Origin of the sequence: Pantoea dispersa (assembly GCF_014155765.1) — a bacterium.
Taxonomy (GTDB): domain Bacteria; phylum Pseudomonadota; class Gammaproteobacteria; order Enterobacterales; family Enterobacteriaceae; genus Pantoea; species Pantoea dispersa.
The window spans coordinates 129683-150845 of sequence record NZ_SCKT01000008.1 but is presented as its reverse complement, the minus strand read 5'-3'; the positions used below and the strand labels follow the sequence as shown (position 1 = coordinate 150845).

The following is a 21163-nucleotide window of genomic DNA, read 5'->3' as shown; positions in this document are numbered from 1 at the left end:
CTTTTTTATCGGGAGCAAACAGCAATGTCGTCTGAAGAGTTAGAACTGGTCTGGAACCATATCAAAGCCGAAGCCAGAGCGCTGGCCGATTGTGAACCGATGCTGGCCAGTTTTTACCATGCGACCTTGCTCAAGCACGAAAATCTCGGCAGCGCGCTCAGCTACATGCTGGCTAACAAGCTCGCTAACCCGATCATGCCCGCTATCGCCATACGCGAAATTGTTGAAGAAGCGTATCGTCAGGATCCTGAGATGATTGTCTCGGCCGCGTACGATATTCAGGCGGTGCGTCAGCGCGATCCGGCGGTCGACAAATATTCCACGCCATTACTCTATCTGAAGGGCTTCCACGCGCTGCAGGCGTACCGTATTGGCCACTGGCTGTGGAAAGAGGGACGGCGCGCGCTGGCGGTGTATCTGCAAAACGAAATCTCGGTCTCATTCGCCGTGGATATTCATCCGGCGGCGCGCATCGGGCGTGGCATCATGCTGGATCACGCCACCGGCATCGTGATTGGTGAAACGGCTGTGGTGGAAAATGACGTCTCCATTCTGCAGTCGGTCACGCTGGGTGGTACGGGTAAAACCAGCGGCGATCGCCATCCGAAGATCCGTGAAGGGGTGATGATTGGCGCAGGGGCCAAAATCCTTGGCAATATTGAAGTCGGGCGCGGTGCCAAAATCGGTGCCGGTTCGGTGGTCTTGCAGCCGGTGCCGCCCCATACCACGGCGGCCGGCGTGCCGGCGCGCATTGTCGGCAAACCAGCCAGCGACAAACCGTCGATGGATATGGATCAGCACTTCACCAGCGCCGGGTTTGAGTACGGCGACGGCATCTAGCTTTTGATCAGCGCGCCCGCATATTCCAGCTGGCGCCACGCCTCATACACCACCACTGAAACCGCATTCGACAGGTTCATGCTGCGGCTCTCCGCGCGCATCGGAATGCGGATCTTCTGTTCTGCTGGCAACGCATTAAGAATGTCTGGCGGTAAGCCACGGCTCTCCGGGCCAAACAGCAGATAGTCGCCCGGCTGATAGCTGACGGCGCTGTGCGCCGGTGTGCCTTTGGTGGTCAGCGCGAGTAAGCGCTGTGGCGCTTCCGCCGCCAGAAAAGCGGCGTAGCTGGCGTGCTTTTTCAGCGCGGTATATTCATGGTAATCCAGTCCGGCGCGGCGCAGGCGTTTATCATCCCAGGCGAAGCCTAACGGCTCAATCAGGTGCAGCTGAAAGCCGGTATTGGCGCACAGGCGGATGATGTTGCCGGTATTTGGCGGGATTTCAGGTTCAAATAAGACGATGTTTAGCATAAGGCCCCCGGAAACGAGGGCCGCAGCATAGCAAATTATTGCCGGGCGGAGTACAGCGGCAGCCACAGCGTCAGGCGCAGACCGCCTAACGGGCTGTCATCGGCTTTCACCCAGCCGCGGTGCTGTTGCACGGCGGTTTCGACAATCGCCAGCCCGAGCCCGGTGCCGCCGGATTCACGGTCACGCGCTTCATCGGTGCGGTAGAACGGACGGAAAATCTGCTCGCGATCTTCCGGGCTGACGCCGGGACCGTCGTCGTCGACGTGCACGGTAATGCCCTGAATATCCACCGCAAAGCTAACGCTGATGTGCGTGTGCGAATAGCGCAGCGCGTTACGCACAATGTTCTCCAGCGCGCTTTCCAGCGCATGCGGGTTACCGTACAGCGGCCACGGACCGGGCGGATACGGTACGTCCATGGTTTTACCCATCTGCTCCGCTTCGAATTTGGCATCTTCCAGCACGCCATTCCACAGCTGGTTGGCCTTCATCGCTTCGCTCACCAGCGCGTTCTTGTGCTGGGTGCGCGACAGTACCAGCAAGTCGTTGATCATGCCGTCCAGACGCTGCGCTTCGGTCTCAATGCGCTCCAGCTCTTTGCCTTCGCCATGACGCCGGCGCAGTAGCGCAGTCGCCAGCTGCAGACGCGTCAGCGGCGTGCGTAATTCATGGCTGATATCCGACAGCAGACGCTGCTGTGCCGTCATCATGCGTTCGAGCGCGCTCACCATCTGGTTGAAACTGGAACCGGCAGCAAGAAATTCCTGCGGGCCTGATTCCAGTTCCGGATGCTGACGCAAATTCCCGCTCGCCACTTCATCCGCGGCATGTTTTAGTTTGCGTGCCGGACGCGCCAGGCTCCACGCCAGCCACAGCAGCAGCGGTGAGCTGATTAACATGGTGACGATGAGCAGCAGCAGAGGACGGTCAAACAGCAGGTTGACGAAATCGAGCTGGGAACTGGTGGCGGGACGGATCAGATACAGCTGGTAATTGTCTTCGCCGTCGCGCACCGCGAAGGGACCGACCATCTCGACGCGGCCATACTTTTTCTTCTGCGGATGATCGGCATTATCAGACTGGCCGATAAAGTTGCGGATCACCTGCATTTCATTGTGCTGCGCACCGATCACCCGTCCTTCGCTGGTCACCAGCAGCAGGCGCTGACCGGGCGGTGCCCATTTGTCGATGGCGCGAAACAGCCGGCGCCACCACATCAGGTCGTTGGGCGGATCCTGTGACAGCTCCGCCTCAACGTGTTGCTCAATCATGGTACCCTGGCGCTGTTCGCTCTCCATCAGTGAGGTCATCTGGCGCGAATCGAGTTTGGGCACCATCAGTACCAGCATCAACACCAGCGCCAGGGTGAGCCAGAAGATGGCGAAGATGCGGGTGGTCAAACTTCCAATCATGATGCCGAAACCATCAGATAGCCGCGTCCGCGCAGAGTTTTGAACCACGGATGACCATCACGACGTTCCGGCAGCTTACGACGCAGGTTAGAGATGTGCATATCAATAGCGCGGTCAAACGGCGTCAGGCGCTTGCCCAGCACTTCCTGGCTGAGATGCTCGCGTGACACCACCTGGCCAAGATGCTGCGCCAGTAAGTAGAGCAGGGTGAACTCGGTGCCGGTGAGATCCAGCGTTTCGCTGTCGAAGCTGGCTTCCTGACGGCCCGGATTCAGGCGCAGGCAATCCACTTCCAGCGTCGGTGAGCTGTTATCGTGCTGTTGCTGCTGTTCGCTCCAGTTGGAACGGCGCAGAATCGCACGGATACGCGCCACCAGTTCGCGATCGTTGAACGGCTTTGGCAGATAGTCATCCGCGCCCAGTTCCAGGCCCAGAACGCGGTCCAGCTCGCTACCGCGGGCGGTCAGCATGATGACAGGGGTTTGATGTTGCTGGCGTAGCTCTTTTAACGTGTCGATACCGTTCTTCTTCGGCATCATGACATCGAGCAAAAGCAGGTCGACGGTGTTGTCCAGCAGATTGAGCGCCTGCTCGCCATCGCTGGCGACAATCACCTCAAAACCTTCCATTTCAAGCAGTTCTTTAAGCAGCGAAGTCAATTCGCGGTCGTCATCAACCAACAGGATTTTATTCATTTTTTGTTGCCCTCCGCAGGCAAAATACCGTGTTCCTATAGTGGCAATCCAACGCTTTACGTAGTTTTACACCCCCTGACGGATGTTTGCAGCTGTCGCCGTACACTAGCTCTCGTTGAATCGCAAAACTGAACGAACCGGGAGTAAACGATGCGCTACTTAACCGCCGTCGTCTTTGCCTCAGCGATGGTTCTCAGTCACGCCAGCGCAGAAGCAGCAGACACGACGACGATTGACGAGATGCATCATAACGGCGGATTGACGACAGGCAGTATGACGCAAAATCCGCAAAGCCACATGTTCGATGGCATTGAGCTGACTGAACAACAGCGGCAACAGATGCGCGATCTGATGCAGCAAGCGCGCCATGAACGCCCGGTGTTAAGCGTTCAGGACATAGAAACTATGCATGACCTTGTCATTGCAGACAAATTTAACGAATCGGCTATCCGCCAGCAGGCAGAGAAACAGGCCCGCGAGCAGGTAGAACTGCAAATCGAGATGGCCCGGGTTCGTAATCAGATGTATCACCTGCTAACGCCTGCACAGCAAGCGACATTGCAGAAGAATTTTGAGCGGCGCCTGAATGAAGCGCGTCGGCTCTCCGGATTGCAGCCATCATCACCGCTGCAAGCAGTGAGTAGTACCAGCAGTAACCAGTAACATAGTATCCCTGTTTTCCTTGCCATAGACACCATCCCTGTCTTCCCCGCCATGATGGCGGGGTTTTTTTTGCCCTGAATTCGCGGGCAAATTGCATCCGTTTCGCTATCCTGTCACGCAGTCTGCACGGGACGGTGATAAACTTGAGCCATTTTCCACTGCATGGCGTGCTGCAGCGCCTGACGAGGCAAGGTATGGAACCTTCCTACGCAAAACTGGTAAACCGCGCGGCGCTGGCGGCGACCACGCTGGCAACGCTGTTGCTGATCGTGAAAATTTTCGCCTGGTGGTACACCGGTTCGGTCAGCGTGCTGGCGGCGCTGGTGGATTCGCTGGTCGATATCGCCGCGTCACTGACCAATCTGCTGGTGGTGCGCTATTCATTGCAGCCTGCCGATGACGATCACACCTTTGGTCACGGTAAAGCGGAATCGCTGGCGGCACTGGCGCAAAGCATGTTTATCTCCGGATCGGCGCTGTTTTTGTTTCTTACCGGGCTGCAGCATCTGGCCACACCGGAAACGCTGCGCGCGCCGCTGGTGGGCGTAGTCGTGACGCTAATCGCCCTCAGCTCCACGCTGGTGCTGGTCGCTTTCCAACGCTGGGTGGTGCGGCGTACCCGCAGCCAGGCGATACGCGCGGACATGCTGCATTATCAGTCGGATGTGGTGATGAACGGTGCCATTCTGGTGGCGCTGGGCTTAAGCAGTTATGGTTTCAAGCGTGCGGATGCGCTGTTTGCGCTCGGCATCGGCGTATATATCCTCTATAACGCGCTGCGCATGGGCTATGAAGCGGTGCAGTCGCTGCTCGATCGTGCGTTGCCGGAGCAGGAAAAACAGGCGATTATCGCGCTGGTAAGCCACTGGCCCGGCGTACGCGGTGCCCATGCGTTACGTACGCGGCAGTCTGGCCCGACGCGGTTTATTCAGCTTCATCTGGAGATGGACGATCATCTCCCGCTGGTGCAGGCGCATCAGGTGGCCGATCAAATTGAGCAGGCATTACGGCAAAAATTTCCCGGCTCAGATGTGATTATTCATCAGGACCCCTGTTCTGTCGTGCCGCAAAATCAGCAGGGTTTTTTTCAGTTTTAGCCGTTATAAAACATAGTATTGCGTGAAAAAAATGACGTAACGCTAACAACTCTGTAAAAAATTAGCGAAAACTTGTCTGACCTGAATCAATTCAGCATCAAGCCTTTGATATACTATCTGCAACTATTAAGCCGTGCGATCGCGAGCTGGTCCACACCGGTCGACAGGCAGGAATAATCCTTAGTTTTGAACAATCCAGAGGTTGTCATGATCAAAAAAATCGGAGTACTGACCAGCGGCGGCGACGCCCCAGGCATGAACGCAGCCATTCGCGGAGTTGTCCGTTCCGCGCTGAGTGAAGGCCTTGAAGTTTTTGGTATCTATGACGGCTATCTGGGTTTGTACGAAGACCGCATGATCAACCTCGACCGCTACAGCGTGTCGGACATGATTAACCGCGGCGGCACCTTCCTCGGCTCGGCGCGTTTCCCGGAGTTCCGCAACGAAGAAGTGCGTCAGGTCGCGATCGAAAACATGAAAAAGCGCGGCATTGATGCGCTGGTGGTGATTGGCGGTGACGGTTCTTACATGGGTGCCAAACGCCTGACCGAAATGGGTTTCCCGTGCATTGGCCTGCCGGGCACCATCGATAACGACGTCGCCGGTACCGATTACACCATCGGTTATTTCACCGCGCTGGAAACCGTGGTTGAAGCGATTGACCGTCTGCGCGATACCTCTTCTTCGCATCAGCGTATTTCCATCGTAGAAGTGATGGGCCGCTACTGCGGTGACCTGACCTTAGCGGCGGCCATCGCCGGTGGTTGTGAGTTCATCGTGCTGCCTGAAATCCCTTACACGCGCGAAGAGCTGGTGGCAGAAATCCAGGCTGGCATTGCGAAAGGTAAAAAACACGCCATCGTGGCGATCACCGAACATATCTGTGACATCGACGATCTGGCGCACTTTATTGAAGCGGAAACCAAGCGTGAAACCCGTGCCACCGTGCTCGGCCACATCCAGCGCGGCGGTGCGCCATGCGCTTACGACCGCATTCTGGCATCACGCATGGGCGCTTATTCAATTGAGCTGCTGCTGCAGGGCTACGGCGGTCGCTGCGTGGGTATTCAGAACGAGAAGATGGTGCATCATGACATCATCGACGCTATCGAAAACATGAAGCGTCCGTTCAAGCGCGACTGGCTGGATACCGCGAAAAAACTCTACTAATCAACGATAAATCGGGCGCGATCGCTTTCGCGCCCTTTTTTATGCCTTGCTATATTCTCCATAGTTATAACAGCTTATTTTTAATTCTTTAATCCATGGATTGCTTTGTGTCAGTCTTGTTCTATAACGACCTCGGGAGAGCAAGCAATGAACAAGTGGAGTATTGGTGTCACCCTGTTACTGGCTTCAACCAGTGTTCTGGCAAAGGATATTCAGCTGTTAAACGTCTCTTACGATCCAACCCGTGAGCTGTACGAGCAGTACAACAAAGCTTTTAGCGCGCACTACAAGCAGGAAACCGGCGATAACGTGGTGATCCGCCAGTCGCACGGCGGTTCGGGTAAGCAGGCGACGTCCGTGATCAATGGCATCCGCGCAGATGTGGTGACGCTGGCGCTGCAGTCCGACGTGGATGCTATTGCTGACCGTGGTCGTATCGATAAAAACTGGATCAAGCGTCTGCCGGACAACTCGGCACCTTATACTTCCACCATCGTGTTCCTGGTACGCAAAGGCAATCCTAAAGGCATTCATGACTGGCCAGATCTGATTAAGCCAGGCGTTTCCGTGATCACGCCAAATCCGAAAACCTCCGGCGGCGCACGCTGGAACTATCTGGCGGCCTGGGGCTGGGCGCTGGACCAGAACCACGGTGACCAGGCCAAAGCGCTGGCTTACGTCCGGGCGCTGTTCAAAAACGTTGAAGTGCAGGATTCCGGTGCACGTGGCGCGACTAATACCTTCGTTGAGCGCGGTATCGGTGATGTGCTGATTGCATGGGAAAACGAAGCCTATCTGGCCGTTGATAAGCTGGGCAAAGACAAGTTTGAAATCGTTACGCCGAGCGAATCGATCCTCGCCGAACCAACGGTCTCCGTGGTCGATAAAGTGGTGGATGAGCAGGGCACGCGTAAGGTGGCGGAAGAGTACCTGAAATATCTCTACTCACCGGAAGGCCAGACCATCGCGGCGCAAAACTTCTATCGCCCGCGCGATCCTGAGGTGGCGAAGAAGTTTGCCAGCAGCTTCGCGCCGGTTAAGCTGTTCACCATCGATGACAAGTTTGGCGGCTGGAGCAAAGCGCAGAAAGCACACTTTGCCGACGGCGGCAGCTACGATCAGGTCATGAAACCGTAACCGCGTTTTCATCATGACGAAACGGTCAGCCCTGCGCTGGCCGTTTTGCTTTACGGCGCGGAAAAAACCGTGACTTTACGCTGGCGACAGGTGAGGATGCTGACAGCTCATCACAGAGGATCTGGCCATGCAGGCGCGCCGCCGTAGTGTTACGTTGCTGATTATCGCGTTCATCCTTCTGATTGCCGGGCTGATCGCCGGTGCGCTGCATTTGCATAAAAACGCCGACGCGCTGTGGCAGATTGTCAGCGAAAAGTGCGTACCGGACATGACGCAACGCGGTAATCCTGCCCCCTGTCAGCAGGTCAATCTGGCGCAGGGTTACGTTACGCTCAAAGATCTGAATGGCCCGCTGCAATATCTGCTGATGCCGATAGCAAAAATCACCGGCATGGAGAGCCCAATCCTTCTCGAACCCACTACGCCGAACCTGTTTGCTGCCGCCTGGCAGCAGCGCCGCCTGCTGGCGCAGAAACGCGGTGCGCCTGTCGACGACCGCGTGCTGTCGCTGGCCATCAACGCGCAGTATGGTCGTACGCAGAATCAGCTGCATATTCATATCTCCTGCCTGCGACCGGATGTGCGCCAGCAGCTGGATACGCTGGCACCGAAGCTGAATGCGCAGTGGCAGACGGCAACGCTGCTGCGGCATACCTGGCTGATTCGCACGCTGAGCACCGCCGAACTGGCGCAGCAGAGCGTGTTTATCCGGCTGGCAGAAGAGGTGCCGCATGCACGCGGTGAGATGGGCAAATACGGGCTGGCGCTGGCCCAGCTGCCGGATGGACGCCTGGCGCTGCTGGCGCTGGAGCGCAACTGGCTCAAGCTGAATCGCGGTTCGGCGGAAGAACTGCAGGATCACCAGTGCCGTTTGCTGGAGTGAGTGGCATCGCGACTGCTCAGGCAATAAAAAAGGCGGCTTATCAGCCGCCTTTTTCTGCGTGAGAAACTTACGCGTTTTTGGCTGCCGCAGCGGCTTTGACGATCACCGCGAAAGCATCTGCCTTCAGTGACGCACCGCCCACCAGCGCGCCGTCAATGTCCGGCTGAGTGAACAGTTCTGCGGCGTTTTTGTCGTTAACCGAACCGCCGTACTGAATGATTACCTGCTCAGCGATAGCGGCATCTTTCTTCGCGATGTGATCACGAATGAATTTGTGTACTGCCTGCGCCTGCGCTGGGGTCGCTGATTTGCCGGTACCGATGGCCCAGACTGGCTCATAGGCGATAACCGCGCCTTCGAAGGCCGCTGCGCCCTGGGTTTCCAGCACGGCGTCGATCTGACGTGCGCACACTTCTTCAGTTTTGCCGGCTTCGTTCTCGGCTTCGGTCTCACCGATGCACAGCACCGGTACCAGGCCTGCGGCCTTCAGCACGGCGAATTTCTTCGCGATGAACTCGTCGCTCTCTTTATGGTAGGTGCGGCGCTCAGAGTGGCCGATGATGATGTATTTCGCGCCGATGTCTTTCAGCATCTCGGCAGAGGTTTCACCGGTGAAAGCGCCAGACAGGTTCACGTCAACGTTCTGCGCACCCAGCGCAATGTGGCTGCCGGAAATGGCGTGTTTGGCCTGATCCAGATAGATCGCCGGCGGAGCAATCGCCACACCGCAGCCTTCCACACCTGACAGCTCTTTGCGCAGGCCTTCAATCAGCTCGCCCGCCATGTGCTTGCTGCCATTCAGTTTCCAGTTACCCATAACCAGTGGATGTCGCATTCTTTCCTCCGCATAACGCGATTCATGAAATAGCGCTGCCATCGGGGCAGCGATGTCTGCCAGACAGTATAGAGATCAAATGGGGCGCTGGCTTTGCTTTTCGTCATTTTTGCCGGGGAGATCAGGGGCTAGCGAGCGCCAGTTTGATGGGCTCAACGGCGAAGGTCAGTCCCTTGTCGCCGTTGTCTGCGACCACAAAGCGCAGCGCACCTTCGGTGCGGGAAAAATAGCGTGCGCCCTTGCCGGCGCTGAGCAGGCCATCGAGCTTCTTGTGTCCCTCTTCCGCTGACAAACCGGGCACAAAAAAGCGCAGTAGCGCAGTCATGTAATCCATGGCGCGTGTCTGTGCCGCTTTCATATCCGGGCCCGGCACCGGCAGCCAGGTAATCTGCAGCGTTTTAATCTTGCCGGTGCCCTGTTCCAGCGCGGTAGAGGCATACAGCGTTTCGCTGATTTTGCTGGCGGCACGAGTCAGGTGGCTCTTGTCATCGCGGTTGTCGATGGCGCGATACTCCTGCAGCGGCAGGTCAGGATTGGCAGCGTTGTACTTTTCGCGGAACTGCGCGATGGTCATATCAAAGGTGGGCGCACCCGCCAGCAGATACGGCGCCGCAGGCAGGTGATCGTTGCGATCCTGCGCGGGCGCGTCCTCCGCCCAGGCGGGAAATGTCAGTGCGACGCTGAGCAGCAGCGCGACTGGCAGATTCTTCATTGCTTCGGCCCTAAATCATTCACTTAGCCCACGATTAGAACGGTTTTTACCGCTGAAAGTCAAAACCCGCGCCGGGAAAAATCTGACATTTTGCTGCCGGCACGATTACCAGTAATGCTCGCTGGTCATGTGACCGGGTTTACGTTTGAAATGCTTACGCATATCGCGGGTCTCTTTCAGCAATTGCTGGGTATCGCGCACCATCTGCGGGTTACCGCACAGCATCACGTGGCTGGTGTCGGCGAGCATCGGCAGGCCCACGGCGTTTTCCAGTTCTCCGCTCTCGATCAGCTGCGGTACGCGGCCATGCAGTGAACCGGGCATCTGCTCGCGGCTGACCACCGTCTGAATGTGCAGCTTGCCCTGATAACGCTGCTGCAGTTGCTGCATCAGCGGCAGAAAACTCAGGTCGGCGGCATAGCGCGCAGCGTGTACCAGCACAATGTTGTCGAAGCGCTCCAGCCCTTCGCCCTGTTGCAAAATCGACAGATACGGGCCGATCGCCGTGCCGGTCGCCAGCATCCACAGCGTCTGGCAGTCGGGGATCTCATCCAGCACAAAGAAACCGGCCGCCTCTTTGGTCACCATCACCTGATCGCCAGGCTGCAGCGCCTGTAAACGCGGGCTGAGCTTCCCTTCCGGCACCGTTACCAGATAGAACTCCAGCAGCGGATCCTGCGGCGCGTTAACGTAGGAGTAGGCGCGCTGCACGCGCTCGCCGTCGACTTCCAGCGCCAGCTTGGCAAACTGGCCGGCGGTAAAAGGGTCGATGGGTGCCGTGACGCGCAGGCTGAACAGTGCATCGGTCCAGTTTTTCACTTCTTTTACTTCTGCATTGACCCACTCTGCCATGTTCGCTCCTGATGATTGATAATTGGTCTCTTTCTATCTTCGTCAGCCCGGCACCAGATTTCCAGCTCCCCAGCCGGCAAAGGGCTCTCTGCGACAAATCGTCCGCACACATCAGCAACTGTAGCGGCCACGTTACAGCCTGGTACAGAAGCTTGACAGTGTCTGAGCTATCGCTTTACGCCCGCCTCTCGCTTTGTGCGCAATTCCTGATATTTTTGCCGCCATAACTCTCCGGCAGCCCTGTTTAGTGCTGTCATTACTTTGTTTCTCAGGCAGACATTTTGTTCCATGATGATGAGTAATACGCAAAACCGCTTCCTGCTGATCATGCTGATTGTGCTGGTGGCGGTCGGGCAGATGGCGCAGACCATCTATGTGCCCGCCATGGCGAATATGGCAGAGGCGCTTAACGTACGCAGCGGCGCCATGCAGCAGGTGATGGCGGCCTATCTGATGACCTACGGCGGATCGCAGCTGATCTACGGCCCGCTGTCGGACAGCATTGGCCGGCGGCCGGTGATCCTCGCGGGCATGACGATCTTCGCGGCGGGCGCGCTGATCGCCCTGTTTGCGCCGTCGCTGAGTGTGCTGGTACTGGGCAGTGCGGTGCAGGGACTGGGCACCGGCGTGGCTGGCGTGATGGCGCGCACCATGCCGCGCGATCTTTACTCCGGCATTGCGCTGCGCCAGGCCAACAGCCTGCTCAACATGGGCATTCTGGTCAGTCCGCTGCTGGCGCCGGTAATCGGCGCGCTGCTGACCCATCTGTTTGGCTGGCACGCCTGCTTTGCTTTCCTGCTGCTGCTGTGTGTTGGCGTAACGGCGGCGATGGCCCGCTGGCTCCCGGAGACCCGTCCGGTGGATGCGCCCGCGACACCGTTTCTGCGCCGCTACATCACGCTGCTCAGCGACGGCAACTTTGTGCGTTATCTGCTACTGCTGATCGGCGCGCTGGCGGGCATCGCGGTATTTGAGGCCAGCTGTGGCGTACTGATGGCGGGCGTGCTGGGGCTGGACGGGCTGACGGTGAGTATTTTGTTCATCCTGCCGATTCCGGCGGCGTTTTTTGGTGCCTGGTTTGCCGGCCGCGAGCAGAAATCCTGGCATACGCTGATGTGGTATGGCGTGAACAGCTGCCTGCTGGCGGGACTGCTGATGTGGCTGCCGGCGTGGTTTGGCGTGATGACCATCTGGACGCTGCTGGTACCGGCCGCGCTGTTCTTCTTCGGCGCGGGCATGCTGTTTCCGCTGGCAACTTCTGGTGCGATGGAGCCCTACGCGTGGCTGGCCGGCAGCGCCGGTGCGTTGATTGGGGGGCTGCAGAATCTGGGTTCCGGCGTGGTGGCGTGGCTCTCAGCGCTGCTGCCGCAGCACGATCAGTCGAGCCTCGGTATGCTGATGTTTGTGACGTCGCTGGTGATGCTGCTGTGCTGGTGGCCGCTCTCGCGTCATCCTGAGAGCGGCAAACAGACGGTTACAGGATAAAAGGGTGCAGCGCCGCGTCTTTGCGGTCCAGATAGTGGATCGACTGAATGCGGCGAATGGTGCGCGATTTACCGCGCACCAGCAGCGTTTCGCTGGTGGCGATATTGCCCTGGCGCGTGATGCCCTTTAGCAGATCGCCCGTGGTGATGCCGGTCGCCGCGAAAATCACGTTATCGTTACGCGCCATCTGTTGCAGCGTCAGCACTTCCCCGGCGTTGATACCCATTTCGGCACAGCGCGCCAGCTCCTGCTCACCCAGACGGCGGTTTTCGGCCGAATCCCCTTTGACCTGATGACGAGCCAGCAGGCGCGCCTGCATGTCGCCATCCATGGCGCGGATCACCGCCGCTGACACCACGCCTTCCGGCGCGCCGCCGATGCCATACAGCACGTCCACTTCGCTGTCCGGCATGCAGGTAAGAATCGAGGCCGCGACATCGCCGTCCGGAAAAGCAAACACGCGCACGCCCAGCTGCTGCAGCTGCGCGATGACCGCATCGTGACGCGGTTTGGCGAGAATCGACACCGTCAGCTGGCTGAGCGGTTTATTGAGCGCCTGCGCAATCGCCTGCAGATTAGTAGCGAGCGGCAGGTTGAGATCGATAGCGCCGCGCGCGCCCGGACCGACAATCAGCTTTTCCATATACATATCAGGTGCGTGCAGGAAACTGCCTTTATCGCCCACCGCCAGCACTGCCAGCGCGTTGGCCTGGCCCATCGCAGTCATGCGCGTGCCTTCGATAGGATCAACTGCAATGTCCACTGCATCGCCGTGGCCGGTACCGACTTTCTCACCAATGTAGAGCATCGGTGCTTCGTCGATTTCGCCTTCGCCAATCACGATCTGGCCGTCGATATTGATGGTGTTGAGCATAATGCGCATGGCGTTGACGGCGGCGCCGTCAGCGGCATTCTTGTCGCCGCGTCCTAACCAGTGATAGCCCGCTAACGCAGCGGCTTCGGTCACACGGGAAAATTCAATCGCGAGTTCTCGTTTCATGGTCTGCACCTGACAAAAAACAGGCGGGCAGTGTAGCACAGCGGGGCAGGGGGACGGGAAAAACCCGCGGCAGGGCGCCGCGGGTCAGCACAGTGTTACTCTTCTTCTTCCCACGCTTTGGCACGCGCCACGGCTTTTTTCCAGCCGGCATAGCGCACGTTGCGTTCGGTGGTTTCGATGCTTGGGCGGAATTCGCGTTCCACCACGGCTTTAGCACGAACTTCTTCCAGATCGTCCCAGAAACCGACCGCCAGACCGGCGAGGTAAGCCGCACCCAGCGCAGTCACTTCGCGCACTTCCGGACGCTCCACGCGCGTGCCGAGAATATCGGACTGGAACTGCATCAGGAAGTTGTTGGCCACCGCACCGCCATCCACGCGCAGCGACTGCAGGCGGGTATCGGCATCGTTCTGCATCGCTTCCAGCACATCACGCGTCTGGTAAGCGATGGACTCCAGCGTGGCGCGAATGATGTGGTTGGCATTGGCACCACGGGTCAGGCCGAAGATTGCGCCGCGCGCATACGGGTCCCAGTACGGTGCGCCGAGACCGGTAAAGGCCGGCACCATGTACACGCCATTGGTGTCTTTGACTTTCATCGCGAAGTATTCGGAGTCGCCCGCATCGCTGATCAGCTTCATCTCATCGCGCAGCCACTGAATGGACGCACCACCGATGAACACGGCACCTTCCAGCGCGTAGTTCACCTCGCCGCGTGGACCGCAGGCGATGGTGGTCAGCAGACCGTGAGTCGAAGTAACCGCTTCGGTACCGGTGTTCATCAGCATAAAGCAGCCGGTGCCGTAAGTGTTTTTCGCCATGCCAGGCTGCACACACAGCTGGCCATACAGCGCAGCCTGCTGGTCACCGGCGATACCGGCGATAGGAATACGCGTGCCGCCCTTACCACCAATGTTGGTCTGGCCGTAGATTTCGGACGATCCTTTCACTTCCGGCAGCATTTCACGCGGAATATCCAGAATCTCCAGCATGCGCGCATCCCACTCCAGCTTGTGGATGTTGTACATCATGGTACGCGATGCGTTGGTGTGATCGGTGATGTGCACGCGGCCCTGGGTCATTTTCCACACCAGCCAGGTGTCGACGGTGCCGAACAGCAGCTCGCCGCGTTTTGCCCGCTCGCGCGCGCCTTCCACATGGTCGAGAATCCACTTCACCTTGGTGCCGGAGAAGTACGGGTTAATCACCAGACCGGTGGTGTGCTGGATGTACTCTTCCAGACCCTCTTTCTTCAGCTTGTTACAGTAGTCGGCGGTACGCGGATCCTGCCAGACGATGGCGTTGTAAATTGGTTTGCCGGTCTCTTTGTCCCAGACAATCGCGGTTTCACGCTGGTTGGTGATACCGATGGCGGCGATCTGGTCAGAACGGATATCAGCGTGCGCCAGCACTTCCACCAGCGTGGAGCTCTGTGAGGCCCAGATGTCCATCGGATCGTGTTCAACCCAGCCGGCTTTCGGGTAGATCTGGGTGAATTCGCGCTGTGAGACGGCGACGATGTTGGCGTCATGATCGAGCACCACGGCACGTGAGCTGGTTGTGCCCTGATCGAGCGCGACAATATATTTTTTATCAGTCGTAGTCATTATGGTTTCCTGATGATTAACGATGAAACTTACGCTTTACGCTGCTCAGCGCGCGCGACCGGTTTTTCTGTTTTACTGGTTTCTGCAAGGTTGCCCGGCAGGTGACGGCCAATCAGCGCACGATAACCGAAGGCACCGAGGCAGGCACCGACCAGCGGGCCAAAAATCGGCACCAGGAAGTAAGGAATATCTTTACCACCGGTGAACGCCACGTTACCCCAGCCCGCGAAGAAGGCGAACAGCTTCGGACCGAAGTCACGCGCCGGGTTGAGGGCGAAGCCGGTCAGCGGACCCATGGAACCGCCAATCACCGCCACCAGCAGACCAATCAGTAGCGGCGCCAGCGGGCCACGCGGTACGCCGTTGCCGTCGTCGGTCAGCGCCATGATCACCGCCATCAGCACGGCAGTAATCACCATTTCTACCAGGAACGCCTGCGCCACGGTGATGTGCGGGTTCGGATAGGTGGAGAAGATACCGGCCAGATCGAGGCTTTGCACGCTGCCGCGTACCATCTGGTGGCTGGCTTCGTAATCAAAGAACAGATTGTAGTAAAGACCGTAGACCAGCGCCGCCGCACAGAACGCGCCAGCGATTTGCGACACAATATAAGGTAAAACTTTGCGGCCTTCGAAGTTGGCGAACAGGCACAGGGCAACCGTGACTGCCGGATTGAGGTGAGCGCCGGATACGCCTGCGCTCAGATAAACCGCCATGGAGACAGCAAGACCCCAGATGATACAAATTTCCCACTGGCCGAATGCGGCACCGGCCAGCTTCAGCGCCGCCACACAGCCGGCACCAAAAAAGATGATCAAACCGGTACCGAGGAACTCGGCGATGCACTGACCTTTGAGTGTGTTCGTTGTCTGACTCATAATGGAATTCCTGAAGCGAGGTTAAATTTTATCAGTTTTTGTTCTCAATCCTTGAGTCGCCCAGCTCTAATGTAGGGTTGATGTGAATTTATCGTTAACGAGCATAAACGAGAAATAGCGAAATCGAATTTTGTGTGCCGTGTCATAAAAATGCGCGTTTTCGCGTCTTTTGCCTGTGTTTAGGGCCAAAAACCCCCGCTGCGCTACACCCTGCGCGTGTGACCGCGCGCAAAATGCGCGAAGTTGCGCGTTTTCCAGGTATAAACTGAAAAGTGTTACAGACTTCCCTCGCAGGCCTTGTGCTGCTGGACTTGCCGGGTGTGGCTACATACAATCGGGACATCGTGGCTGGACGCACTATTTTAAGGCACGCCCGGTCTATCAACGCCTTGCACGATTTAGGAGAGGTCAGAAAGATGTCATTTGAAGTATTCGAGAAACTGGAAGCGAAAGTACAGCAGGCGATTGATACCATCACCCTGCTGCAGATGGAAATTGAAGAGCTGAAAGAGCAGAACAATAACCTGAAAAACGAAATGAGCCAGGCATCCGGCAATCACGAAGCGCTGGCGCGTGAAAATCAGCACCTGAAAGAAGAGCAGCATGTATGGCAGGAGCGCCTGCGTGCACTGCTGGGAAAAATGGAAGAAGTTTAAGCCTCAGCGCTTAAACCAACGGGTGCCGCGGCACCCGTTTTTGTTTGTCGCTTACTCGATGTCGAGCGCGTCTTCAGACAGGATCATGCCGGTGTTGTCGGCGTAGAGATGATCGCCGGAGAAGAAGGTGACGCCGCCGAAGTTAACCCGCACGTCGCTCTCGCCGATGCCTTCGCCTGCGGCGCCAGCCGGAATGGCCGCAATCGCCTGAATGCCGATCTCCAGCTCTTCCAGTTCATCGACCTGGCGAACCGAGCCGTACACCACGATGCCTTCCCACTCGTTTTGCGCCGCCAGTCTTGCTAACTGAGCGTCAACCAGCGCGCGCCGCACCGAGCCGCCGCCATCGACCAGCAGCACGCGACCGCGACCGTTCTCTTCGAGCAGGTCATACAGCAGGCCGTTGTCTTCGAAACATTTCACTGTGGTAATTTGACCACCGAATGAGGTGCGCCCACCAAAGTTCGAAAAAAGCGGTTCAACAACGTTCACTTCTTCATGGTAGATGTCGCAGAGTTCAGATGTATCGTATTTCATAGGGATGTCGTCTGTTTGCCACAGGAGCGGTAAGTATATCGCTATCTGACGATTGTTGGCAAAATCATCAACCGCCAAAAAAAGCGCTGCATCAATATCCTGCGTAATAATTTGTCTGCGGCGGAGAGAACAGCGGCGCGTGGCAACAGCGCCGCAGGGGAAGCGCTACACGGCGGGCTTCTTGAAAGCCTGCTTGTGCGAGATACGGGAAATCAGCTCGGTCAGCGACAGCACCATGGTGGAGCGCACCATCTGCAGGTAGCGCTGCTGCTGCATGGCGCGCAGCGCGGCGTCGTCGCGGGTGAAATCGGGTTGCGGCGGCCAGGCCAGCACGCAGTGCAGTTCGCCGAACGGGCCGAGTATTTCATCGTCGGTAAAGCGGTAGTCGCTGGTGTCGTGATTCAGCTCCTCACGCAGCGCCAGCAGCAGCTCGCAGTCTTCGTATTCGTGGCGATTGATCACCCCCAGGCCGTAGATGAGCTTCAGGCGTACCGAGAGCTCGCCCAGCGGGCCGTCGCCCAGCAGCAGCGGTTCCACCGCATATTTCACCGCGTAGTCGTCTTTGCGAAAGACCTGCAGCACCAGCAGATTGACTGCTTCCGCCAGCAGTTCGACAGCGGCGATCAGGAAGCTTCTCACCGAACGACCGGCGTTCAGCCGCTCAAGCACCCGGTTTTCAAAAGCCTGCTTCTCTTCCATTATTGCCTGCATCATTCAGCTACCGTCGACGGGCACGCGGCTGCCGTGCCCGAATTGACCACTAAAGGGCGCGCATTATGCCATAGCGTGGTAAGCGCTCACCACTGAGCTCACCACTTCGCTATTGGCATCAAGGCCAGAAATCTCCGCCAGCGCCGCCTGTGGGCCTTTCTGCGCAATCAGTGACGCCAGCTCCTGCGCCTGCGGATCGGCTTCGCTGCGATAGTGCATCGCGGCGGCAATGCCCTGCACCAGGCTGGCGTGCGGCAGCTGATACTCCAGCGTGCCCAGCGTCGGTTTAATCAGGCGATCGCCGGCGCTCAGCTTACGCAGCGGCTGACGGCCCACGCGCTCGACGTCATCTTTCAGGTACGGATTTTCGAAACGCGTGAGGATTTTCTGGATATACGCGGCATGTTTCTCCGCATCGAAACCATAACGCTCGATCAGCACAGCGCCGCTCTCCTGCATCGCGCTCTGCACCACGGCACGCACTTTCTGGTCGAGAATGGCTTCGCGAATGGTGGCGTGACCGGCGAGCTGGCCGAGATAAGCGGTAATGGCGTGACCGGTGTTGAGGGTAAACAGCTTGCGCTCGACGAACGCCATCAGGTTATCGGTCAGCTCCATGCCAGGAATGTCCGGCAGCGCGCCTTTAAACTGGGTTTTGTCGACAATCCACTCGCTGAAGGTTTCTACGGTAACTTCCAGCGGATCGGTGCTGCCGGCTTCAGATGGCGGCACGATGCGGTCAACTGCCGAATCGACAAAGCCAACATGCTCTTCAACCCAAGCATGATACTGCTGCGGCAGCGCCTTCAGTACGTGCTGCTTCAGCTGGCTGGTGCCGCGCACCATGTTTTCACAGGCGATGATATTCAGCGGACGGACATTACCGTTGTCACTGCGTTTGGCCAGACCCTGCGCCACGCTGCCCGCGATGCGCTCAAGGATCTGCGGACCAACCGCCGTGGTAACGATATCAACCTCAGCGATCAGCGTGACGATGTCGTCGCTGGTGCTGTTCACCGCGCTGACGCCGGTAACGATTTCAACCTGCGCCTGCTCGCCCACCACGTGAACCGGATACTCATGACGGGCGTTAAGGGCATCAAGCACCACCTGATTCACATCAGCAAACACCAGTTCGATACCGGCATCCGCCAGCAGCTTACCGATAAATCCACGGCCGATGTTACCTGCTCCAAAATGTAACGCTTTCATAAATTTGACCCATATCAAATGACGAAAGGGCGGGCATGTCCGCCCCGGAAAGTGGGGACGGGCTTGCCCGCCCCAGGGAAGTTAAACCGCGAATTACGCGTTGGCAGTGCTGCCAGACAGCAGATCCAGCACGTCCTGCACGCTGGTGGTGTTCGCCAGCTTCTCAATTACGCTGTCGTCGTCGAGCGCATTGGTCAGGCTGGTGATCACCTGAATGTGTTCGTTATTGCGTGCGGCAATACCAATCACCAGTCGCGCGACTTCGTCCGGCTCATCACCAAACTGCACGCCGGCCGGATACTGGCAGAATACCACGCCGGTTTTCAGCACGCGGTCTTTGGCTTCGACGGTGCCGTGCGGCACAGCGATGGATTCACCGAGGTAGGTTGGCGTCAGCTGCTCGCGCGCCAGCATCGCTTCAACGTATTCCGGCTGCACGTAGCCGCCTTTCACCAGCTGCTCGCCGGCGAAGCGAATCGCCTGCTCTTTATTGCTGGCGCTCAGGCCAAGGAACACGTTGTCAGCGCCCAGTTTGAACAGGTGCGCGCTGCCGTCGTCATAGCTGTCTGCCAGCGCGGTCTGCACCGTTTCACGGTGGGCTTCGCTGCGGTTCGCCGCCACCAGACGCTCAGTCAGGTTGGTGTACAGCGCGCTGTCGAGGAAGTTGTTCAGCGAGATGTGCTGCGCCTGTGGCGCCTGACGCATCGCACGTTCGGTCAGATCGCGGTGAGTAATCACCAGATCAACATCGCCCGGCAGCGAGTTAATCGCGCTGTTGGTCACCGAGATATTGCTCAGGCCCGCATCCTGCACCTTCTTGCGCAGCACGCCTGCGCCCATCGCGCTGGAGCCCATACCGGCATCACAGGCGACGATGATTTTGCGCACGTGGCTGACGTCAACGCTGCTGGCATCGGCTACCACCGGTGAACCGGCAACGGCCTGGCCTTTTGACTGCGCTTTCATGTCTTTCATGCGCTGGGTTGCCGCTTCGATGTCGTCTTCTTCTTTTACTTTGCTGGTTTTCAGCAGAATCGAGGAGACCACGAAGGAGACGGCGAAAGCCGCAACGATAGCCGCGATGTTAGCGAAGTAAGCGCCTTTTGGTGTCATCGCCAGCACGGCCAGAATCGAACCTGGTGAGGCCGGTGATACCAGACCGCCGTTCAGCAGCGTCAGGGTGAACACACCGGTCATACCGCCGAGGATTACTGCCAGCAGCAGGCGCGGCGCCATCAGCACGTACGGGAAGTAGATTTCGTGGATACCGCCAAGGAAGTGGATGATCGCTGCGCCGCCCGCAGACTGCTTGGCGCTGCCGCGGCCGAAGATCATATAAGCAACCAGTACGCCCATACCCGGACCCGGGTTCGCTTCAATCAGGAAGAAGATCGATTTGCCCGCTTCGCTGGCCTGCTGGATACCCAGCGGCGAGAAGATACCGTGGTTGATGGCGTTATTGAGGAACAGGATTTTCGCCGGTTCAACAAAGATTGAGGTCAGCGGCAGCAGGTTGTTCTGCACCATCAGGTTTACGCCGGCGGCGAGAATGTGCGACAGACCTTCTACCAGCGGACCGATAGCGAGGAAGGCCAGCAGCGCCAGCAGCATACCGATAATACCGGCCGAGAAGTTGTTGACCAGCATCTCGAAGCCGCTTTTGATTTTGCCGTCAACCGCGCGGTCAAACGACTTGATCGCCCAGCCGCCCAGCGGACCGGCAATCATCGAGCCAAGGAACATCGGCATATCGGCACCGACGATCACGCCCATGGTGGTGATGGCACCGACCACGCCGCCGCGATCGCCACCCACCAGACGACCACCGGTGAAGCCGATGAGCAACGGCAGCAGGTAGGTAATCATCGGGCCGACCAGCTTGGCCAGCGTTTCGTTAGGAATCCATCCGGTTGGAATGAACAGTGCTGTGATGATACCCCAGGCGATAAACGCACCGATGTTTGGCATCACCATATTACTCAGAAAGCGACCAAAGCTCTGAACCTTGACCTTGACTGATGAGGACATAAACCCACCCCTTATTGAGACGCGCTGCAATAAGAGAGCGCGTTTGTTTTTGTTAAGACGTTACGGCGGGGGCCGTGGCATTACTGTATGCACGCGGACTCTAGCACTAGTTGATTACACTGCGTAGCGTCAGGAAAAAGTGTGATACATATCACGCTAAGTTGGGGTGGGCAGGGGGATTAAAGGTGACTTTGATCACAAAAATACCCTGTAAGAAAGCAACGCCGGCGAAAAAATGCGCGCAACAGCGGTAGAAATGTGACAAAAATCACCTTTCACCTGG

The 21163-nt window shown here is 57.8% G+C and carries 21 protein-coding genes; 8 read left to right on the top strand and 13 right to left on the bottom strand.

Features of this window, described 5'->3' with window-relative positions:
• The first annotated feature begins 24 nt into the window (after positions 1-24).
• Entirely contained in the window at positions 25-840 is an 816-nt protein-coding gene (gene cysE / locus H7K56_RS19340) for a serine O-acetyltransferase (RefSeq protein WP_150360993.1), read from the top strand.
• Here cysE and trmL read toward each other — a convergent pair.
• From trmL to cpxR, 3 genes are read right to left on the bottom strand one after another with little or no spacing between them, the layout of a single operon-like run.
• Entirely contained in the window at positions 837-1310 is a 474-nt protein-coding gene (trmL, locus tag H7K56_RS19335; protein ID WP_150360992.1) for a tRNA (uridine(34)/cytosine(34)/5-carboxymethylaminomethyluridine(34)-2'-O)-methyltransferase TrmL, read from the bottom strand. The genes cysE and trmL overlap by 4 nt on opposite strands.
• 35 nt (positions 1311-1345) lie before the next feature.
• Positions 1346-2722 carry an envelope stress sensor histidine kinase CpxA gene (gene cpxA, locus H7K56_RS19330; RefSeq protein WP_031279625.1) on the bottom strand — a complete coding sequence of 459 codons (1377 nt, stop codon included), beginning with the start codon at positions 2720-2722 and terminating at the stop codon, positions 1346-1348.
• Entirely contained in the window at positions 2719-3417 is a 699-nt protein-coding gene (gene cpxR / locus H7K56_RS19325) for an envelope stress response regulator transcription factor CpxR (RefSeq protein WP_007885339.1), read from the bottom strand. Before cpxR ends, cpxA begins: the two co-directional genes overlap by 4 nt.
• 150 nt (positions 3418-3567) lie before the next feature.
• Between cpxR and cpxP the strand changes: the two genes are divergently transcribed.
• The 5 genes from cpxP (at position 3568) to H7K56_RS19300 (ending at position 8367) form a co-directional block, all read left to right on the top strand.
• Positions 3568-4080, top strand: a complete 513-nt coding sequence (gene cpxP / locus H7K56_RS19320; protein ID WP_021507049.1) for a cell-envelope stress modulator CpxP — start codon at positions 3568-3570, stop codon at positions 4078-4080.
• A 194-nt stretch (positions 4081-4274) separates the two neighbouring features.
• Positions 4275-5177, top strand: a complete 903-nt coding sequence (gene fieF / locus H7K56_RS19315; RefSeq protein ID WP_058775485.1) for a CDF family cation-efflux transporter FieF — start codon at positions 4275-4277, stop codon at positions 5175-5177.
• A gap of 207 nt (positions 5178-5384) precedes the next feature.
• On the top strand, positions 5385-6347 hold the full coding sequence (gene pfkA / locus H7K56_RS19310; RefSeq protein ID WP_021507047.1) for a 6-phosphofructokinase: 963 nt from the start codon (positions 5385-5387) through the stop codon (positions 6345-6347).
• A gap of 147 nt (positions 6348-6494) precedes the next feature.
• Positions 6495-7484, top strand: a complete 990-nt coding sequence (locus H7K56_RS19305; RefSeq protein WP_021507046.1) for a sulfate ABC transporter substrate-binding protein — start codon at positions 6495-6497, stop codon at positions 7482-7484.
• Positions 7485-7611: 127 nt separating this feature from the next.
• Positions 7612-8367, top strand: coding sequence for a CDP-diacylglycerol diphosphatase (locus H7K56_RS19300; protein ID WP_021507045.1), 756 nt, complete (start codon positions 7612-7614; stop codon positions 8365-8367).
• Positions 8368-8434: 67 nt separating this feature from the next.
• On the opposite strand, the gene tpiA is transcribed toward H7K56_RS19300, so the two are convergent.
• From tpiA to fpr, 3 genes are all read right to left on the bottom strand, one after another.
• On the bottom strand, positions 8435-9202 hold the full coding sequence (gene tpiA, locus H7K56_RS19295) for a triose-phosphate isomerase (protein ID WP_031279624.1): 768 nt from the start codon (positions 9200-9202) through the stop codon (positions 8435-8437).
• A 121-nt stretch (positions 9203-9323) separates the two neighbouring features.
• Complete coding sequence (locus H7K56_RS19290) at positions 9324-9914, bottom strand: YiiQ family protein (RefSeq protein ID WP_058771031.1); 591 nt, start codon at positions 9912-9914, stop codon at positions 9324-9326.
• A 105-nt stretch (positions 9915-10019) separates the two neighbouring features.
• Positions 10020-10766, bottom strand: coding sequence for a ferredoxin--NADP(+) reductase (gene fpr / locus H7K56_RS19285; protein WP_021507043.1), 747 nt, complete (start codon positions 10764-10766; stop codon positions 10020-10022).
• 291 nt (positions 10767-11057) lie between these two features.
• Here fpr and emrD point away from each other — a divergent pair, with 291 nt between their 5' ends.
• Positions 11058-12251 carry a multidrug efflux MFS transporter EmrD gene (gene emrD, locus H7K56_RS19280; protein ID WP_282957658.1) on the top strand — a complete coding sequence of 398 codons (1194 nt, stop codon included), beginning with the start codon at positions 11058-11060 and terminating at the stop codon, positions 12249-12251.
• On the opposite strand, the gene glpX is transcribed toward emrD, so the two are convergent.
• The 3 genes from glpX to H7K56_RS19265 form a co-directional block, all read right to left on the bottom strand.
• Positions 12241-13251 carry a class II fructose-bisphosphatase gene (gene glpX / locus H7K56_RS19275; protein WP_021507041.1) on the bottom strand — a complete coding sequence of 337 codons (1011 nt, stop codon included), beginning with the start codon at positions 13249-13251 and terminating at the stop codon, positions 12241-12243. The two genes, emrD and glpX, sit on opposite strands and share 11 nt — an antisense overlap.
• Positions 13252-13346: 95 nt before the next feature.
• Entirely contained in the window at positions 13347-14858 is a 1512-nt protein-coding gene (gene glpK, locus H7K56_RS19270; protein WP_150360990.1) for a glycerol kinase GlpK, read from the bottom strand.
• Between the two features lie 29 nt (positions 14859-14887).
• Positions 14888-15736 carry an MIP/aquaporin family protein gene (locus H7K56_RS19265; protein WP_021507039.1) on the bottom strand — a complete coding sequence of 283 codons (849 nt, stop codon included), beginning with the start codon at positions 15734-15736 and terminating at the stop codon, positions 14888-14890.
• 416 nt (positions 15737-16152) lie between these two features.
• On the opposite strand from H7K56_RS19265, the gene zapB reads away from it, so the two are divergent.
• Entirely contained in the window at positions 16153-16392 is a 240-nt protein-coding gene (gene zapB, locus H7K56_RS19260; RefSeq protein WP_021507038.1) for a cell division protein ZapB, read from the top strand.
• Positions 16393-16443: 51 nt separating this feature from the next.
• Here zapB and rraA read toward each other — a convergent pair whose 3' ends face one another.
• The 4 genes from rraA to H7K56_RS19240 form a co-directional block, all read right to left on the bottom strand.
• On the bottom strand, positions 16444-16929 hold the full coding sequence (rraA, locus tag H7K56_RS19255; protein WP_021507037.1) for a ribonuclease E activity regulator RraA: 486 nt from the start codon (positions 16927-16929) through the stop codon (positions 16444-16446).
• Between the two features lie 165 nt (positions 16930-17094).
• Positions 17095-17643 (bottom strand): mannitol operon repressor MtlR, encoded by a 549-nt coding sequence (gene mtlR / locus H7K56_RS19250; RefSeq protein WP_193717991.1) that lies wholly within the window; start codon positions 17641-17643, stop codon positions 17095-17097.
• A gap of 60 nt (positions 17644-17703) precedes the next feature.
• Positions 17704-18852 carry a mannitol-1-phosphate 5-dehydrogenase gene (gene mtlD, locus H7K56_RS19245; protein WP_150360989.1) on the bottom strand — a complete coding sequence of 383 codons (1149 nt, stop codon included), beginning with the start codon at positions 18850-18852 and terminating at the stop codon, positions 17704-17706.
• Between the two features lie 93 nt (positions 18853-18945).
• On the bottom strand, positions 18946-20880 hold the full coding sequence (locus H7K56_RS19240; protein WP_058771034.1) for a PTS mannitol transporter subunit IICBA: 1935 nt from the start codon (positions 20878-20880) through the stop codon (positions 18946-18948).
• Between the last annotated feature and the right edge of the window lie 283 nt (positions 20881-21163).

Excerpts from the sequence above, each read along its gene's own strand:
- mtlD (WP_150360989.1), bottom strand. The coding sequence starts at position 18,852 with ATGAAAGCGTTACATTTTGGAGCAGGTAACATCGGCCGTGGATTTATC.
- fpr (WP_021507043.1), bottom strand. The coding sequence starts at position 10,766 with ATGGCAGAGTGGGTCAATGCAGAAGTAAAAGAAGTGAAAAACTGGACC.
- zapB (WP_021507038.1), top strand. The coding sequence starts at position 16,153 with ATGTCATTTGAAGTATTCGAGAAACTGGAAGCGAAAGTACAGCAGGCG.
- H7K56_RS19265 (WP_021507039.1), bottom strand. The coding sequence starts at position 15,736 with ATGAGTCAGACAACGAACACACTCAAAGGTCAGTGCATCGCCGAGTTC.
- rraA (WP_021507037.1), bottom strand. The coding sequence starts at position 16,929 with ATGAAATACGATACATCTGAACTCTGCGACATCTACCATGAAGAAGTG.
- H7K56_RS19305 (WP_021507046.1), top strand. The coding sequence starts at position 6,495 with ATGAACAAGTGGAGTATTGGTGTCACCCTGTTACTGGCTTCAACCAGT.
- H7K56_RS19290 (WP_058771031.1), bottom strand. The coding sequence starts at position 9,914 with ATGAAGAATCTGCCAGTCGCGCTGCTGCTCAGCGTCGCACTGACATTT.
- glpK (WP_150360990.1), bottom strand. The coding sequence starts at position 14,858 with ATGACTACGACTGATAAAAAATATATTGTCGCGCTCGATCAGGGCACA.
- glpX (WP_021507041.1), bottom strand. The coding sequence starts at position 13,251 with ATGAAACGAGAACTCGCGATTGAATTTTCCCGTGTGACCGAAGCCGCT.
- mtlR (WP_193717991.1), bottom strand. The coding sequence starts at position 17,643 with ATGATGCAGGCAATAATGGAAGAGAAGCAGGCTTTTGAAAACCGGGTG.
- H7K56_RS19300 (WP_021507045.1), top strand. The coding sequence starts at position 7,612 with ATGCAGGCGCGCCGCCGTAGTGTTACGTTGCTGATTATCGCGTTCATC.
- cpxA (WP_031279625.1), bottom strand. The coding sequence starts at position 2,722 with ATGATTGGAAGTTTGACCACCCGCATCTTCGCCATCTTCTGGCTCACC.
- tpiA (WP_031279624.1), bottom strand. The coding sequence starts at position 9,202 with ATGCGACATCCACTGGTTATGGGTAACTGGAAACTGAATGGCAGCAAG.
- emrD (WP_282957658.1), top strand. The coding sequence starts at position 11,058 with ATGATGAGTAATACGCAAAACCGCTTCCTGCTGATCATGCTGATTGTG.
- cysE (WP_150360993.1), top strand. The coding sequence starts at position 25 with ATGTCGTCTGAAGAGTTAGAACTGGTCTGGAACCATATCAAAGCCGAA.
- fieF (WP_058775485.1), top strand. The coding sequence starts at position 4,275 with ATGGAACCTTCCTACGCAAAACTGGTAAACCGCGCGGCGCTGGCGGCG.
- cpxR (WP_007885339.1), bottom strand. The coding sequence starts at position 3,417 with ATGAATAAAATCCTGTTGGTTGATGACGACCGCGAATTGACTTCGCTG.
- trmL (WP_150360992.1), bottom strand. The coding sequence starts at position 1,310 with ATGCTAAACATCGTCTTATTTGAACCTGAAATCCCGCCAAATACCGGC.
- cpxP (WP_021507049.1), top strand. The coding sequence starts at position 3,568 with ATGCGCTACTTAACCGCCGTCGTCTTTGCCTCAGCGATGGTTCTCAGT.
- pfkA (WP_021507047.1), top strand. The coding sequence starts at position 5,385 with ATGATCAAAAAAATCGGAGTACTGACCAGCGGCGGCGACGCCCCAGGC.
- H7K56_RS19240 (WP_058771034.1), bottom strand. The coding sequence starts at position 20,880 with ATGTCCTCATCAGTCAAGGTCAAGGTTCAGAGCTTTGGTCGCTTTCTG.